17 protein-coding genes are annotated in these 14,316 nt (G+C 63.1%); 9 read left to right on the forward strand and 8 right to left on the reverse strand.

The genetic code is table 11. From position 1 onward, the window contains the following. The 3 genes from WA070_RS06845 to mdoH form a co-directional block, all read left to right on the forward strand. Positions 1–88: flagellin (locus WA070_RS06845; protein ID WP_422633422.1), on the forward strand; the 88-nt coding region annotated here is incomplete at its 5' end. Between the two features lie 211 nt (positions 89–299). After that, positions 300–1,787 carry a glucan biosynthesis protein gene (locus WA070_RS06850; RefSeq protein WP_422633350.1) on the forward strand — a complete coding sequence of 496 codons (1,488 nt, stop codon included), beginning with the start codon at positions 300–302 and terminating at the stop codon, positions 1,785–1,787. Positions 1,788–1,875: 88 nt separating this feature from the next. Next, positions 1,876–3,738 (forward strand): glucans biosynthesis glucosyltransferase MdoH, encoded by a 1,863-nt coding sequence (gene mdoH / locus WA070_RS06855; RefSeq protein ID WP_422633351.1) that lies wholly within the window; start codon positions 1,876–1,878, stop codon positions 3,736–3,738. A gap of 12 nt (positions 3,739–3,750) precedes the next feature. Here mdoH and WA070_RS06860 read toward each other — a convergent pair whose 3' ends face one another. The 8 genes from WA070_RS06860 to WA070_RS06895 all read right to left on the reverse strand — a co-directional run bounded on the left by WA070_RS06860 (position 3,751) and on the right by WA070_RS06895 (position 10,057). Then, on the reverse strand, positions 3,751–4,479 hold the full coding sequence (locus WA070_RS06860; protein ID WP_422633352.1) for a FliA/WhiG family RNA polymerase sigma factor: 729 nt from the start codon (positions 4,477–4,479) through the stop codon (positions 3,751–3,753). A gap of 15 nt (positions 4,480–4,494) precedes the next feature. Next, entirely contained in the window at positions 4,495–6,621 is a 2,127-nt protein-coding gene (gene flhA / locus WA070_RS06865; RefSeq protein WP_422633353.1) for a flagellar biosynthesis protein FlhA, read from the reverse strand. Between the two features lie 9 nt (positions 6,622–6,630). Further along, positions 6,631–7,449 (reverse strand): lytic transglycosylase domain-containing protein, encoded by an 819-nt coding sequence (locus WA070_RS06870; RefSeq protein ID WP_422633354.1) that lies wholly within the window; start codon positions 7,447–7,449, stop codon positions 6,631–6,633. A 143-nt stretch (positions 7,450–7,592) separates the two neighbouring features. Then, positions 7,593–7,901 carry a hypothetical protein gene (locus WA070_RS06875; protein ID WP_422633355.1) on the reverse strand — a complete coding sequence of 103 codons (309 nt, stop codon included), beginning with the start codon at positions 7,899–7,901 and terminating at the stop codon, positions 7,593–7,595. A gap of 26 nt (positions 7,902–7,927) precedes the next feature. Further along, positions 7,928–8,203 carry a flagellar biosynthesis anti-sigma factor FlgM gene (flgM, locus tag WA070_RS06880; protein WP_422633356.1) on the reverse strand — a complete coding sequence of 92 codons (276 nt, stop codon included), beginning with the start codon at positions 8,201–8,203 and terminating at the stop codon, positions 7,928–7,930. Positions 8,204–8,248: 45 nt separating this feature from the next. After that, positions 8,249–8,815 carry a flagella basal body P-ring formation protein FlgA gene (locus WA070_RS06885; protein WP_422633423.1) on the reverse strand — a complete coding sequence of 189 codons (567 nt, stop codon included), beginning with the start codon at positions 8,813–8,815 and terminating at the stop codon, positions 8,249–8,251. A 64-nt stretch (positions 8,816–8,879) separates the two neighbouring features. Further along, a complete protein-coding gene (locus WA070_RS06890) occupies positions 8,880–9,392 on the reverse strand; it encodes a flagellar motor protein MotB (RefSeq protein ID WP_422633357.1) in 513 nt (170 codons plus the stop codon). Beyond that, complete coding sequence (locus WA070_RS06895; RefSeq protein WP_422633358.1) at positions 9,389–10,057, reverse strand: MotA/TolQ/ExbB proton channel family protein; 669 nt, start codon at positions 10,055–10,057, stop codon at positions 9,389–9,391. Before WA070_RS06895 ends, WA070_RS06890 begins: the two co-directional genes overlap by 4 nt. 251 nt (positions 10,058–10,308) lie before the next feature. Between WA070_RS06895 and flgB the strand changes: the two genes are divergently transcribed. The 6 genes from flgB (at position 10,309) to flgG (ending at position 14,315) form a co-directional block, all read left to right on the forward strand. Continuing rightward, positions 10,309–10,677 (forward strand): flagellar basal body rod protein FlgB, encoded by a 369-nt coding sequence (gene flgB / locus WA070_RS06900; protein ID WP_422633359.1) that lies wholly within the window; start codon positions 10,309–10,311, stop codon positions 10,675–10,677. A gap of 2 nt (positions 10,678–10,679) precedes the next feature. Then, on the forward strand, positions 10,680–11,090 hold the full coding sequence (flgC, locus tag WA070_RS06905; protein WP_422633360.1) for a flagellar basal body rod protein FlgC: 411 nt from the start codon (positions 10,680–10,682) through the stop codon (positions 11,088–11,090). Next, positions 11,087–11,746, forward strand: coding sequence for a flagellar hook assembly protein FlgD (locus WA070_RS06910; protein WP_422633361.1), 660 nt, complete (start codon positions 11,087–11,089; stop codon positions 11,744–11,746). The genes flgC and WA070_RS06910 overlap by 4 nt, the downstream gene beginning before the upstream one ends. A 54-nt stretch (positions 11,747–11,800) precedes the next feature. Continuing rightward, positions 11,801–12,646 carry a flagellar hook-basal body complex protein gene (locus WA070_RS06915; RefSeq protein WP_422633362.1) on the forward strand — a complete coding sequence of 282 codons (846 nt, stop codon included), beginning with the start codon at positions 11,801–11,803 and terminating at the stop codon, positions 12,644–12,646. 66 nt (positions 12,647–12,712) lie between these two features. Beyond that, the gene (locus WA070_RS06920) at positions 12,713–13,456 is read left to right on the forward strand and encodes a flagellar basal body rod protein FlgF (RefSeq protein ID WP_422633363.1); all 744 of its coding nucleotides are present in this window, start codon (positions 12,713–12,715) and stop codon (positions 13,454–13,456) included. Between the two features lie 70 nt (positions 13,457–13,526). Further along, complete coding sequence (gene flgG, locus WA070_RS06925; protein WP_422633364.1) at positions 13,527–14,315, forward strand: flagellar basal-body rod protein FlgG; 789 nt, start codon at positions 13,527–13,529, stop codon at positions 14,313–14,315. Position 14,316 lies beyond the last annotated feature (1 nt).

Genomic DNA, 14,316 nt, shown 5'->3' on the forward strand with positions numbered 1-14,316 from the left:
CAAGCAGCAGATCCTGAGCCAGGCGTCCACCGCGATGCTGGCACAGGCCAACCAGAGCCAGCAGGGCGTGCTCAAGCTGATCGGCTAAATCTTATCCCCTTGATCGGCTGAGGTATTGGTCCACCGCTAGCCGATCGACGTGACCCCCGGCGCATTAACGGTCCCCACCGCACCGGGGGAAGCACCTTCGATCGAACGGCCAGCATAAAGAAGCCCTCGTCCCCCCGGACGGGGGCTTCGTCGCATGGGCGAAGGATCTGGACTTGGCTTTGCCGGTTATGCCCGTCATGAAACAGGACATGACACAGATTAATCGACGCGCGATGATCGCCGCGACCAGTGCCGCCATCCTCCTGCCCCGCCCTTTGCTGGCGCAGAACGCAGCCGAGCCATTTTCCTGGGACCGGCTGGTCGCCATGGCCCAGCGGTTAGGGCGGACGCCGTTCAAGGAAGCGCCGCTTTATCCAGCGGCGCAGGCGGTCGATTACACCGCGCTGCATCAGGCGCGCTTTCGCGACGACCGGACTTTGTGGGGCGACCTGCCCGGCGATACGGGCGTGCGTTTCTTTCCGCTCAGCCGCAATGCGGCCCAGCCGGTCGCCATTTCGATCGTGGACAAGGGGCGAGCGACGCCGCTGCGCTACGACCCCGCCATGTTCGACGCGCCTGCCGACAATCCGGTCAAGAAACTCAGCCCGGACGCGGGCTTCGCCGGTTTTCGCATCATGAACGCGGCGCGTGACGGCGACTGGCTGTCCTTTCTGGGAGCGAGCTATTTCCGGGCGCCCAGCCCGCAGGGGCAGTTCGGCCTGTCGGCGCGCGCGATCGCGATCAACACCGGTATTCAGGGGAAGGAGGAGTTTCCCCGCTTCACCCATTTCTGGCTGGAGCGCACCGGCGCCAGCAGTGTCACGATCCACGCCCTGCTGGACGGCGCGTCGATCACCGGCGCGTTCCGTTTCGTCAGCACATTGGGCAAGGATGGCGTGCGGCAGGATGTGACCGCCGCGCTCTTCCCCCGCCGCGCCATCCCCGAACTGGGGTTGATGCCTATGACCAGCATGTTCTGGTACGATCAGGCGAACAAGATGCAGGGCACCGACTGGCGGCCTGAAATCCACGACAGCGACATGCTGTCCATCGCCAGCGCGGACGGCGCGATACAGGCACGGCCTTTGTTCAATCCGGCTAATCCGCTGGTCAGCACCTTTGTCGAGCGCAGTCCCAAGGGCTTTGGCCTTGTCCAGCGGGACCGGAATTTCGACCATTATCAGGATGACGGCGTTTATTATGATCGCCGCCCGACGCTGTGGGCATCATCGGTAAAGCCGTTGGGCGCGGGACAGGTGCGGCTCTACACCTTTCCGACCGACAGCGAATTTACCGACAATGTCGCGGCCTACTGGACGCCGGACGTCGCGCCGCGCCCCGGCGCCCGCATCGACATCAACTATCGGCTGGACTGGTCAGGTTCGGGCACCCCGGCGGGTAAGGACATGGCGATCGTATCGAACATCTGGCGCGGTCATGGAGACAGCGCAGACATCGACCGGATGGTGGTAGACTTTTCCGGTCTGCCGGAGGGAACCAAGCCGGACATATGGGCCGACCTGACCGGCGGGACGATCGTCAAGAAAGGCGGCTATCCCGTCCTGGGTCAGGGCGGCCTGTTCCGCGTGGCGATCGACATCAAGCGCGAACCGAACAAAAATGCGGACGTCCGGGTGCAATTGCGGGCAGGCGATCGCTCGCTAAGCGAATATATCCATTATCCGATCGGCGCATGAAGGGAACCACAGGCGTAACGAGCGGTTCTAACCCTCGGGTCAATCATTATCGGGTCTGGAACAGAGCGTGACAGGAGGCGGGCAGTCGGTGGGGACCGGCGCCGACGGCAAGCCGTTGGTGCATGCGTTCGAACATGTGCCAGCCGAAACGCCTATCGCCATGCCGGTGCAGGATTTCGGCACCGCCCCGTCGCTGGCGGCGCCCCGCCGCTTCAACATCGACCTGTGGGCGCGGCGTTTGCTGGTAGTGCTGCTGGCACTGATACCCGCTGCAATGGCCACGCACGAAATGCGACGGTCGATCGGTCTGGACGGCATTTCCCTGTGGGAAGGCGTTTATCTCTCGCTGTTTATTCCGCTATTCGCCTGGATCGCCTTTGGCTGTGCCACTGCGCTCATCGGTTTCCTGCTGCTGACGGTCGGCAAGGGCGAAAGCGTGACGCCGCGTGCGCTGACCGCATCGTCTCCGCTGCAAGGTCGGACCGCCATATTGCTGCCGGTGTGCAATGAAGATTTCCTGGGTGTGCTGGGCCGCCTGTCGATCATGGAGCGATCACTGGCGCAGGTCATGGGTGGCGAGCGGTTCGAATTTTTCATCCTGTCGGATTCGAACGTCGAAAATGGCGAGACGGAGCGTCATGCCTATCAGGAAATGCGCACCTCCTTTTCGCGGCCCGTCCATTATCGCCGCCGCGCGCTGAATATCGGGCGGAAACCCGGCAACATCGCCGAATGGATCGAGCGGTTCGGGGGCGGTTACGACTATATGGTCGTGCTGGACGCCGACAGCGTGATGAGCGGGCAGACCATGGCGCGCCTCGCCGCCGACATGGAACGCCATCCCCATGTCGGGCTGATCCAGACGGTGCCGACGGTCATGGGCGCAGCCACGCTTTTTGCGCGCTGGCAGCAATTTGCCAGCCGGCTCTTCGGGCCGATTTCCGCCGCCGGCATGATCTGGTGGGCGGGGTCGGAGGGCATGTTCTGGGGCCATAACGCTATCGTGCGGGTGAAGGCGTTCGCGCAAAGCTGCGGCCTGCCCGAACTGCCCGGTCGCGCACCGTTCGGCGGCCATATCATGAGCCACGACATGCTGGAGGCGGCACTGCTGCGGCGGCGTGGCTGGGACGTACATATGGTCACGGCGGAGGATAGTTTCGAAGAATTTCCGCCCGCCATGCCGGACCTGTTCACCCGCGATCGCCGCTGGTGTCAGGGGAATATCCAGCATGTGCCGCTGATCTTCAGGATCGCGGGCCTGCATCCGGTCAGCCGGTTTCAGTTGCTGGTCGGTGCGTCGGCCTATTGCACGTCGCCGCTCTGGCTCGCGCTCATGCTGGTCGTGATGGGCGGGGCGCTGGCCGGGCTATGGCCACCCAGCGCGGTGCTGCCGTCGGGCGGGCTGCTGGCGGTGACGGCGATCCTGCTGTTCGGGCCGAAGCTGCTGGCGATCGGCTGGGCACTGAGCGATCCAGCGCGGCGCATCGGCTTTGGCGGCGGGGTGCGGATGACGCGGGGCGTGATGGTCGACATCATCCTGTCGATCCTGATGGCGCCCGTGGCAATGCTGACCCAGACGATCAATCTGTTCGGCATATTGATGGGGCGCAAAAGTTCGTGGAACGGCCAGACCCGCGACCGCGACGGCATGGGTGCGGGCGATGCCATCTGGTTGTTCAAATGGCATATATTGCTGGGCATCGGCCTGACGCTGATGGCCGTGAAGGCAGGCGGACTGGCGTGGATGATCCCCGTCGTGTCCGGTCTGCTGCTGGCCCCTGCCCTCGCCGCGCTGACGGCGCGCAAGGATCTGGGCCGCCGGGCCGAAGAGAGCGGGCTGTTTCAGGTCGCCGACCCGTGGTGGCGCACGCAAAGCTATCGCCCATTACGCTTCCGCTGGATCATCGACGCCGAACGGGATGCCGCGCGCGTGGCGGCGAATGATGGCTAGAAAAGAGCGGGGCTAGTCCCAGTCGCGCAGCATCATGCGCAATTTGTCGAGCGCAGCTTTCTTGATCTGGCATACCCGCGCCGCGCCGATGTCCAGCGTATGGCCGATTTCCTCCAGATTGAGTTCCTCGACAAAATAGAGTTGCAGCACCAGCCCCTCGCGCTCCGGCAGGTCGCCGATGCATTTGGCCAGCGCGGCTTTTAAGGATTCGCGTTCCATGATGTCGTCGGCGCGGTCCTCCACATCGGCGAACCACATGGACTGGTCGGAATAGACTTCCTCCATGCTGGTGTGCTGGACCATTTCGGCGCTGTCGGCCATTTCACGATAGGCGGACGGTTCCAGCCCCATCTCGACGGACATTTCCGATTCCGTCGGCAGCCGTCCCAATCGCTGTTCCAGCGTCGATCGCACGCCGCCCAATTGCTTGCGCCGTGCCATGGCCGATCGGCAGAGTGTCGCCTGCCGCCGCAGATGGTCGATCATCGCACCGCGCACGCGCAATTGTGCATAGGCGGCAAAGCCCAGCCCGCGATCCTCGAAACTATTGGCGGCCTCGACCAGCGCGACCATGCCAATCTGAAGCAGATCCTCCACCTCTATCGCGGACGACATGCGGCCATGGACGTGCCAAGCGATCCTGCGGACCAGTGGCATATATTGGCGGGCCAGCCGTTCCGGGCTGTTCTCGCCGGGCTTGGCATAGGTGTGCGTGCCGGCCGAAATCTTGTTCATATACATGGGTTCAGCCTTTCCTTACGCCACCCGCTCACGCTCGCGCTGCGGCGCGGGATCGTGACGCGGCGTGGGCCGCTGCTCTCCGCCCACGACGGCGGCAACCTCCACACCCTTGCCATCGGGTATTTCCAGAAATGACAGCACCGGCGTTTCGGGCAGGTGCGGTTTGAACAGACGGGCCAGCGCGCGGCGCGCGACCGGCGACGTGACGATGGCGAAATTGCGCGCCTGCCCCAGCAAGGGACGCGCGGCGGCAACCACCGCTTCGACGATTTTGTTGGCCAATGCGGGTTCGATCGGGTGCCGGGCGTCGCCCGCAACCCGCATCGCCTGCGCCAGCATCGCTTCCAGATCGCCGTCCAGCGTGATGACCGGCAGCGGCATCTTCACCGGGACAAGCCCCTGAATGATCAGCGCCCCGATCCGCTGGCGCACAGCCTCTACCAATTGCTCGTGGCTCATGTCGGGGCGTGCGGCATCGACCATCGCCTCGCAGATGCGGCGGAAGTCCTTGAGCGCGATGCCTTCGGACAGCAATGCGCGGCACAGCGCGGAAATCTGCGTCAGGCTCAGCGTGCCGGGCGTCAGGCCATCGACCAGCTGGGGGGCGGCTTCCTTCAGATTGTCGAGCAGCTTGCGCGCGTCGTCCAGACCGAACATTTCGGCCGCGTTCATCGCAATCAACTGGTTGAGATGGGTGGCAACGACCGTTGGCGGATCGACGACGGTGTAGCCAGCCACGACCGCTTCGGAACGGCGTGCCTGCGCGATCCACACTGCGTCCAGACCAAAGGTCGGATCCTTGGCCGCGCGGCCGATAACCGTCCCCTCCAGCGCGCCGCTGTCGAGCGCGAGCAGGTCTTCAGGCCAGATTTCATCCTCACCCACCACGACACCGGCAATGGTGATGCGATATTGATTGGGTTCCAGCGCCAGATTGTCCTTCACCCGCACCATTGGCACGACAAAGCCCAGTTCCTTGGACAATTGGCGGCGAATGCCGGTGATCCGCGCCATCAGCGGCGCGCCCTTGCGCTCGTCCACCATGCCAATCAGGCCGTAGCCGATTTCCAGGCCCAGAATGGCGCCGTCCGACACATCGTTCCATTCGATGACTGCCGGGTTGACGGGCGGCGGCGCGGGGGCCGGTTCGGCGGCTTTCTTCAGGCTGGCCTTGCGCAGGTTCCATGCGATGTAGCCTGCGATCGCTGCGGCGGGCAGGATGATGAAATGCGGCATGCCCGGCAGGATGCCCAGAAAGCCCATGATGACCGCCACTGGAACCCATGCCTTGCCCGATCCGAACTGGCTGGCGACCTGACCCGACAGATCCTGTTCGCTCTTCACGCGGGTCACGATGGACGCGGCGGCGATGGAGAGCAGCAGGGCGGGAACCTGCGCGACCAGACCGTCGCCGATCGCCAGCAGGATGTAGGTCTGCGCCGCTTCACCCATCGACAGGCCGTGGCTGACCACGCCCAATATGATGCCGCCGACGATGTTGATGACCAAAATCAGGATGCCCGCGACCGCGTCGCCCTTCACAAACTTGCTCGCGCCGTCCATCGAACCGTAGAAATCGGCTTCGGTCGATACTTCGACACGACGCAGCTTGGCTTCTTCGGGCGTCATCAGGCCAGCGTTCAGGTCGGCGTCGATCGCCATCTGCTTGCCCGGCAAGGCGTCCAGCGTGAAGCGCGCCGACACTTCGGATACGCGGCCCGCGCCCTTGGTGATGACGACCAGATTGATAATCATGATGATCGCAAAGACGAAGATGCCAACGACATAGTCGCCGCCGATCAGGAAGTGGCCGAACGCCTCGATCACCTGCCCTGCCGCGCCCGATCCTTCATGCCCCTGCACCAGCACGACGCGGGTCGACGCGACGTTGAGCGCAAGGCGCAGCAGCGTCGTAAACAACAGGACCGTGGGGAAACTGGAGAAATCGAGCGGCTTGGCGGCGTTGAGCGCCACCATCAGCACCGCCAGCGAGATCATGATGTTGGTGATGAACCCGATGTCCAGCATGATCGCAGGCACCGGCACCATCATGAACACGACCACCATCAGCGTCGCAAAGGGCAGCACAGCCCCCTTGGCGGCGCTCATCCATATCTTCGCTTTGATTTGGTTAGGAGACATGAGGAGCCGTTACCTTCCGAGGGTGGCAAGCATGAGATAGGCGAGACGCGCGGTTTGCGGCTGGGGCCGGATGCCGACGTCGGTCTGTTGCGCAAGGCGCTGTGTTTCGATCCGCACATAGTCGGCGGGCTGGACCGTGTTTGCGCCGCCGGGCAGATCAGCGGACGCATATTGAACATCGCCGCCCAGGCTATCGACGCCCTTTTGCAATTTGGCGGCAAAGCGATCGCGAATGTCGGAAAAGCTGCGGGCGTTGCCCGACCTGTCGTAGAAAATGGAATGATTGGCGCGCGCGGCCGCCGGAAACAGCGACGCGGCGCTGGCATCGGGTGCGCGATCATGCACGGACAGGAACTTACCCGCGCCGTTCACGCCCAGAAAATGCGCGAGGTAGAGATCGACCGGTTGCGCTTCGCGGCCCAGCCGCTGTTCCAGCGTCGCCTTGTTATCGGCGGCATGCTGCGCGGCCATGACCGATGCGGTTTCGGGATGCTTGCGCAGGTCGAGTATCTGTTGGCGCAGTTCGGGGTCGGCGACATAATAGCGGCCGTTGCTGCCCCGGCTGATCGCGTCGGATGCCCAGCCCAGGCCATATTCGCTGCCATGCTGGTCGATGACTGCCAGCCAGCTCTGATCGACAAACTGATAGAGTCCGGTGGCGGACGAGGTCGTCGCGCGCGCCGTTGGATTGAGGCTGCTCTCGATCTTGGCCTGTCCCAGCAGATAGGAAAAGTCCACGCCGGTACGGCGGCTCGCCATGGCGATCGCGTTGGTGACGCGATTGCCGGTCGATGCCCCGGTGGCGGTGATGTCTGCGAAGGCCGACATTTTAAACTCAATTCCTCACTTGCTAGCGAGGACATTAGAGCAAGCTGCGTGCCAAGATTTGGTTAACGCCGCGTAGGAAATTTGCGGGCACCACATAAAAACGGCGCCGATTGGCGCCGCTTAAATCAAAATGGAAAAAAATTTTATCGCCCGTAAGTCAACGGCGCGTGGGACGATCCATGGGCGGAAAGCATCGACAGACGCTGATTCGCGTGATCGGCAAGCAGGTTGACGCGTATCCGTGCGCTGTTCAGCATGGGCAGCATCGCGTTCAGTCGCGCAAGGACGGCGGCGTCAGATCGCCATGCGCCGATCGCGCGCACGGCCTGCGCGGCATGGGCGACACGATTGCTGGCGATGTCGATGGCGACGGCGTCCGTGCCGTCGAGCACATCGCGCAAATCCTCGAACGCTTCGAACAGGTCATCCAGCGCGGCGAGGCTTAGCGGCATGTCTTATATCCCGAAATAGCAGGGGTTCAGGCGGATGGCAGGTCCAGCGCAATCATGCGTTCGGCGATGGCCGCCGCATTGACCGGATAGTTGCCGGACGAAATCGCTGCCTTGATGGTCGCGATGCGATCCATGTCCACAGGTGCGCCCTCTGCGGCCATGCGCGCAGCGGGACTGGATGAAGAAGCCGAGGTCGAGACCGTGGTGGAGCCGGTCGCGGTGGACGCGCGCGTCTTGCCGCTTTCGCGCAAGCGGGTCGACTCTATCGCGGCGCTGATGCTCTGGCCGACTGACTTTATCATCTCATCTATCCTTCACTCGTCCCACATCTCGTATAACGGACAAGTTCAAAAATTGTTAAATGTCGGAACACGTACAAGCCCCATTTCCACGACTTGTGCAAGGATAGGTGCTGTTTTCTTGTCCTCACGCACCCGAATCGTCTCGCCCACTGCGCCGTCTTCGTCGGCGATCATGCCGCGCGAAACGTTGAACAGCGAATTGCCGGCCATCAATTGTACCGGATCGCCCTTCTTGACCACATTGTCCTTGGGCGCTGCGCGTGACGCTGGTGTGAAGCGGTTGGCGGACGCCTGACGCGGCACTGGCCCGGTTGTCGCAGCGGATGCGCCCGCGACCAGCGGCACGCGGATGCGCCAGCCCAGCGCATCGCATTTCACGACCGCTGCGCCAAATACCGGACCATCGACATTCGGAGTCGTTGGACAGGCGGCCAGTTTCAGGCGGCGATCGACCGGTGCAGCGGGACCGCCCGGTTCGCCCAGATTGGCGCCAACGGTCATCGCGACCAGACTGTCGATACGGTCCAGATTTTCGAACTTCTGTTGCGCCCATACGGGCTGGCTGGCCAGAATGGCGATGGCGGCGAACAGGAACGGCTTGGGTCGAAACACGAATATGTCTCCTGAAACGAGGGACAGCTTTTCCTTCGTTTCAGCAATTTCCGTGCCAGACGGGTCAATCCGCTCGAACGGAACCCGGCGCGATGCGGATGACCTGGCCATGCCCGCCCTTGCCATCGGCCTGATCCAGCCCGCGGATCAGCAGCTTGTCCTGCCCAATGCCATCGCTTCGCAACGCCCGCGCCACCGCACCCAGACGAGCCGCTGCCAGATCCCAGTCGTCGAAACGGCCCCGTGCGCGGTCCGATCCGTGGCTGACGATCTCCACCCCGCCCCGTTCGTGGACAAGGTCGCGCGCCACCACCGATAATTTCACCTGCCCCTGCGTGGTCAGCAACGCTTCGCCCGGCAGGAACAGGTCAGCCGCGTGGAGTTCCACCCCCTGCCGCATCGCGCGCCCGCCAAATTGATGAGCGACTTGCGCCAGCATGGCGTCGCGTCGCGATCCGCTGGCCTGCAACAGCACGAAGAAGGCGAGCAGCAACAGCAGCAGGTCGGCAAAGCTGATCGCCCAGCGATTGCGCCGCGCCGCATTGTGCTGCGATGGGGATGAGACCGCCGCGCTCATGCGACTTCGCGGATCGACGCGCGGCGGACCGGAGCATTTTCACGCCGCGCGATGGCCAGCATCCGGGCAATGACCTCCTGCTGCCACACCAGTTCCCGTTCGGACAGGTCGGTCAGGCGCGCGGCGATCGGCGCGGCGATCATGTTGGCGATGACGACGCCGTAAAATGTCGTGAGCAGGGCCAGCGCCATCGCCGGGCCAAGCGCTGCGGGATCGTCCATCGCCGCGAACATCCCCACCAGCCCGATAATCGTGCCCGCCATGCCCAGCGCGGGCGCGGCGTCGGCGATCGACAACCAGACCTTATGCACCGCGCCATGGCGTTGCGTCCGGTCGGCCAGCATCTGCGCGGCCCATAGTTCGAACTGTTCGCTGCGTTCGCTGTTGGCCAGCTTGCGCGCGGCATGGGTCAGGAATGCGTTGGCGGTCTTGACCCGATCGGTGCAGGCCAGACCGCGCAGTTGCGCGACCTGATCGATCTTCAGCATCGCGGCGCGTGCCGCATCGCGATCCCGCGCGGGGTCGGCGATCAGCATCGGCCCCAGCGCCGCCATCGCCCGGCCCAGCGCATGCGCGCCATTCTGGAACGAAGCGACGAGCGTGATGCCGCCCAGCATCGCCAGCAGGGTCAACGGATCGAACAGATGGCCGATAATCGCGATCATGAAATGCGTCCCCACTTATCCCGGTACGGCCCACGGCAAAGCCTTGCCGCAGACCGGCAGTTTTTTGCCGCCCTTGCCGCCTGCCATCGCAAAAGCCCCGTAATCCGGGGATTTCAGCCTTGCCGTTGCGTCACCCACGCAAATTGGCACGGCTCTTGCGGATATCAGGCTGGATCGCCCGCTTAGCTTGCCATCAGGCATCAGAACGGCGGGGGATCGAAAACTTTTAGGCCTGATGAAGGGCAAAGAGAATGTCGGTGGAAGATAGTCTGTTCGGGATCCATGGAAAGGCGCTGGCGCTTCGCTCGCAACGCCTGTCCCTGCTCGCGTCCAACATCGCCAACGCTTCTACCCCTGGCTACAAGGCGCGCGACATCGATTTCGACGCCGCGCTGAAGGAAGCCACCGCGCAAGCAGGCGGCAGCGCCACCGACGTGTCGAAGGCCGTCGAGGATTCGATGGGCTATCGCATCCCGCTTCAGCCCAGCCTGGATGGCAACACCGTCGAACTGAGCACCGAACAGACGCTGTTTGCCGAAAACGCGGTCAAATATCGCACGACGCTGTCCTTCCTCGAAGGGCGCATCAACACCATCAATCGCGCGCTTAAGGGAGAATGAGCATGAGTGGTTCTGGCCCCATGAACGTTTTCGACATCGCTGGCCGCGCCATGAGCGCGCAGCTGGTCCGTTTGAACGCCACGGCGTCCAACATGGCCAACGCCGGAAACGTTACCGGCAGCGCGGCGGAAGCCTATCGCGCGATCAAGCCGATGTTCCAGTCCGTGACCGACAGCCCCGGCGTATCGACGGTCAAGGTCGCCAACATCGTCACCACCGATGCGCAGCCGACCAAGCGGCACGACCCCAACCACCCGCTGGCCGACAAGAATGGCGATGTGTGGGAAGCGGCGGTCGATAGCAATGCCGAGATGATCGACATGATCGAAACCGCGCGGATGTACCAGAATAACGTGCAGGTGCTGAACACCGCCAAATCCCTGATGCTCGAAACCATAAGGATCGGCAAATGAGCGCAGTTTCTTCTACAACAGACAGCGCCGGGCTGGCGGTTTATAACGCCAACGCCAATGTCGGCACCGGCAAGGCGGAAATGGGCCAGGCCGATTTCCTGCGCCTGCTCACGACGCAGATGCAGACGCAGGATCCTTTCGCGCCAGTCGATAACGCGCAGATGGTCGCGCAGATGGCGACCATCACCAATTCGAGCGGCATCGCCGAAATGAACCAGACGCTCAAAGGTCTGGCATCCTCGTTGACGGGCACCCGTCTGGGCGATGCCGCAAGCTGGATCGGCAAGTCGATGCTGGTGCAAAGCAACATCGCATCGCCCGACGCCAGCGGAATGTACGCGGGCCAGATCACCCTGCCCGCCGCCGTCGATGGCGCCAGCGTCGATCTGATCGATGCCAGCGGCAATGTCGTGAAGACCATCGATATGGGATCGCGGCAGGCCGGAGACGCCACCTTCTACTGGGACGGCAAGAATGACGCCGGTGAAACCGTCTCCACCTCCGCCCTTCAGGTGAAGGTCAATGGCGCCACACCCAGCAAGGTCGCGACCTGGGCCACCATCGCCGCGGTCCAGTCGCCCGCGGATGGATCATCCTCCAAACTCATCACCGCGCTGGGCAGCTACAGCCCCAGCGATGCCATCAGCCTGATGTAAGTCTTTCGTCCACCCTTTTCTCTTCCATTTCCTTTTCACCCAAGGAGCAACGCCATGTCCTTCTACACCTCGCTTTCCGGCCTCAAGGCTTCGCAGGCCGATCTGTCGGCGATTTCCAACAATGTCGCCAACGTCAACTCGACCGCATTCAAGAAGAGCAAGGCGCAGTTTGGCGACATGTTCGCTGCCGCGCCGATGCAGACCACCAATCAGATTGCGGGTCAGGGCGTGCGCGTGCAGGGCATTACCCAGCAATTCACGCAGGGCACGGTCGAAACCACCGACAAAACGCTGGACCTGGCCATCACCGGCGAAGGCTATTTCACGGTCAAAGCGCCCGATGGCACGGTCAGCTATACCCGCAACGGCGCCTTCGCCGTCGATGACAATCGCTTTGCCGTCGATACCACCGGCGCGAAAATCCAGGTTTGGGCCGTCAATGTCGATACCGGCGCGCTGACTACTACGCCGACCGACGCGAGCACGCCGGCCAACCTGACCGATCTTCAGGTGCCTACCACCTATAAGGGCGTGACGGGCGGCGCACAGCTGACCAGCGTCGGCGTCAACAAGGCAGGTCTGGTATCGGCCATCTATGCCGATGGCAGCACCGCTTATCTGGGTCAGGTCGCCATGGCGTCCTTCAACAGCCAGGAAGGTCTGCGTCAGGAAGGCGATGCGCACTGGACCTCCACCGTCGCGAGCGGATCGCCGATCCTGGGCACGGCCAACACCGGCATGTTCGGCGCGGTCAATTCCGGTTCGCTGGAACGCTCGAACGTCGACATCACCGAAGAACTGGTCGCGCTCATTTCCGCACAGCGGAATTTTCAGGCGAACAGCAAGGCGATCGAAACGGCCAACACGCTGACCACCACGATCATCAACCTGCGTAGTTAAATGTAGGTCGAACCGCACCGGCCCGCATCAGGGCCGGTGCCGCCCTTCAACAACAAGGACCATGTCATGGACCGGCTCGTCAACACGGCACTAACGGCAATGCGCGGCGCGATGGCGCGGCAGGCGTCGATTGCGAACAATCTCGCCAACGCCAACACCGTCGGCTTTCGCGCCGAAGTCGCCAATGCCGAAACGCGCTGGATCAAGGGCGACACCTTCGACACAAGGGCGCAAGCCTCCGAACAGGTGATCGCCGCCGACATGGCGCAGGGGGCGGTCACGCAAACCGGCAACGGGCTGGACGTTGCCATGAATGGCGACGCCCTGCTTGCCGTGCAGGGCGCGGACGGCAGCGAAGCCTATACCCGGCGCGGCGACCTCAAAGTCTCCGACAGCGGGCTGCTCACCACCGGTGACGATCTGCCGGTACTGGGCGAAGGTGGCCCCATCACTCTGCCGCAACTCGACAGCGTGTCCATCGCGCAGGATGGCAGCATCTGGGGTGTGCCGCAGGGCGGCGATCCCGCCAATCCGCAGCGCGTCGATGCCCTTAAGCTGGTCAGTTCCGTAGGCTCGGGCATTGCCAAGGGCACCGATGGCCTGTTCCGGGAAGTCAATGGCGGCGCGTTGCCGCAGGATCCACTTGCCACCGTGACATCGGGATCGGTCGAAGGATCGAACGTCAACGCCACCAAGGCGCTGGTCCAGATGATCGAAGCCAGCCGCGCATTCGAAACACAGGTCAAGCTGATCGACACTGCCAAGCAGATGGACGACGGCGGCGCATCGCTGATGCGCCTCGACAGCTAAATTGGCACGCAACTTGCTTTGATTTAAGCATCAGGCGCTTGACCAAAGGGCGTCGCACGGAGAATAGACGATGAGCAACGCCGCCCTTCATGTCGCCCGCACCGGCCTCGACGCGCAGAACACGAAGATGCGCGTCATCGCCAACAACCTGGCGAACGTCAACACCACCGGCTTCAAGCGCGACCGCGCCGATTTCGCGACCCTCGCCTATCAGCAGATGGTCGCGGCTGGCGCCAATTCGGACAGCGAAAACAAATTCGCCACCGGTCTCAACCTCGGCTCGGGCGTCTCGCTCCAGGGTACGAGCAAGATCAATACGCAGGGCACGCTCAGCCAGACCGGCAACACGCTGGACATGGCGATCGAGGGCAATGGCTATTTCCAGGTGCAGAAGCCCGACGGCTCCATCGCCTACACCCGCGCCGGCAATTTCAGCGTCACGGCCGAAGGATCGGTCGTCACCAGCGACGGCCTGCCGCTCATCCCGCAAGTCACCGTGCCGCAGGGCGCGACATCGGTCACGATCGGCAACGACGGCACCATGTCGGCGACGTTGCAGGGCGAAAGCGAACCCACGCAACTGGGCCAGATCGAACTGGCCAGCTTCATGAACCCATCGGGCCTTCAGTCGCTTGGCGGCAACCTGCTGGTCGAAACCGCAGCCAGCGGCACGCCACAGGTTGGCATTGCGGGCCTGGAAGGACGCGGTGCGATCCGTTCGGGTTATCTGGAAACGTCGAACGTCAACATTGTCGAAGAACTGGTCGACATGATCGAAACGCAGCGCGCCTATGAGGTGAACAGCAAGATGATCAAGGCGACCGACGAAATGCTCCAGTACGTCAACCAGAATATGTGAT

This window comes from Sphingobium sp., from assembly GCF_049304695.1.
Lineage (GTDB): Bacteria > Pseudomonadota > Alphaproteobacteria > Sphingomonadales > Sphingomonadaceae > Sphingobium.

Bases quoted from the DNA above. Each gene is read 5' to 3' on its own strand.
- flgM (WP_422633356.1), bottom strand. From the start codon at position 8,203: ATGATAAAGTCAGTCGGCCAGAGCATCAGCGCCGCGATAGAGTCGACC.
- flhA (WP_422633353.1), bottom strand. From the start codon at position 6,621: ATGTCTCCTAACCAAATCAAAGCGAAGATATGGATGAGCGCCGCCAAG.
- WA070_RS06860 (WP_422633352.1), bottom strand. From the start codon at position 4,479: ATGTATATGAACAAGATTTCGGCCGGCACGCACACCTATGCCAAGCCC.
- WA070_RS06870 (WP_422633354.1), bottom strand. From the start codon at position 7,449: ATGTCGGCCTTCGCAGACATCACCGCCACCGGGGCATCGACCGGCAAT.
- flgC (WP_422633360.1), top strand. From the start codon at position 10,680: ATGAGTGGTTCTGGCCCCATGAACGTTTTCGACATCGCTGGCCGCGCC.
- WA070_RS06850 (WP_422633350.1), top strand. From the start codon at position 300: ATGACACAGATTAATCGACGCGCGATGATCGCCGCGACCAGTGCCGCC.
- WA070_RS06895 (WP_422633358.1), bottom strand. From the start codon at position 10,057: ATGATCGCGATTATCGGCCATCTGTTCGATCCGTTGACCCTGCTGGCG.
- WA070_RS06875 (WP_422633355.1), bottom strand. From the start codon at position 7,901: ATGCCGCTAAGCCTCGCCGCGCTGGATGACCTGTTCGAAGCGTTCGAG.
- flgB (WP_422633359.1), top strand. From the start codon at position 10,309: ATGTCGGTGGAAGATAGTCTGTTCGGGATCCATGGAAAGGCGCTGGCG.
- WA070_RS06915 (WP_422633362.1), top strand. From the start codon at position 11,801: ATGTCCTTCTACACCTCGCTTTCCGGCCTCAAGGCTTCGCAGGCCGAT.
- WA070_RS06920 (WP_422633363.1), top strand. From the start codon at position 12,713: ATGGACCGGCTCGTCAACACGGCACTAACGGCAATGCGCGGCGCGATG.
- WA070_RS06910 (WP_422633361.1), top strand. From the start codon at position 11,087: ATGAGCGCAGTTTCTTCTACAACAGACAGCGCCGGGCTGGCGGTTTAT.
- WA070_RS06890 (WP_422633357.1), bottom strand. From the start codon at position 9,392: ATGAGCGCGGCGGTCTCATCCCCATCGCAGCACAATGCGGCGCGGCGC.
- flgG (WP_422633364.1), top strand. From the start codon at position 13,527: ATGAGCAACGCCGCCCTTCATGTCGCCCGCACCGGCCTCGACGCGCAG.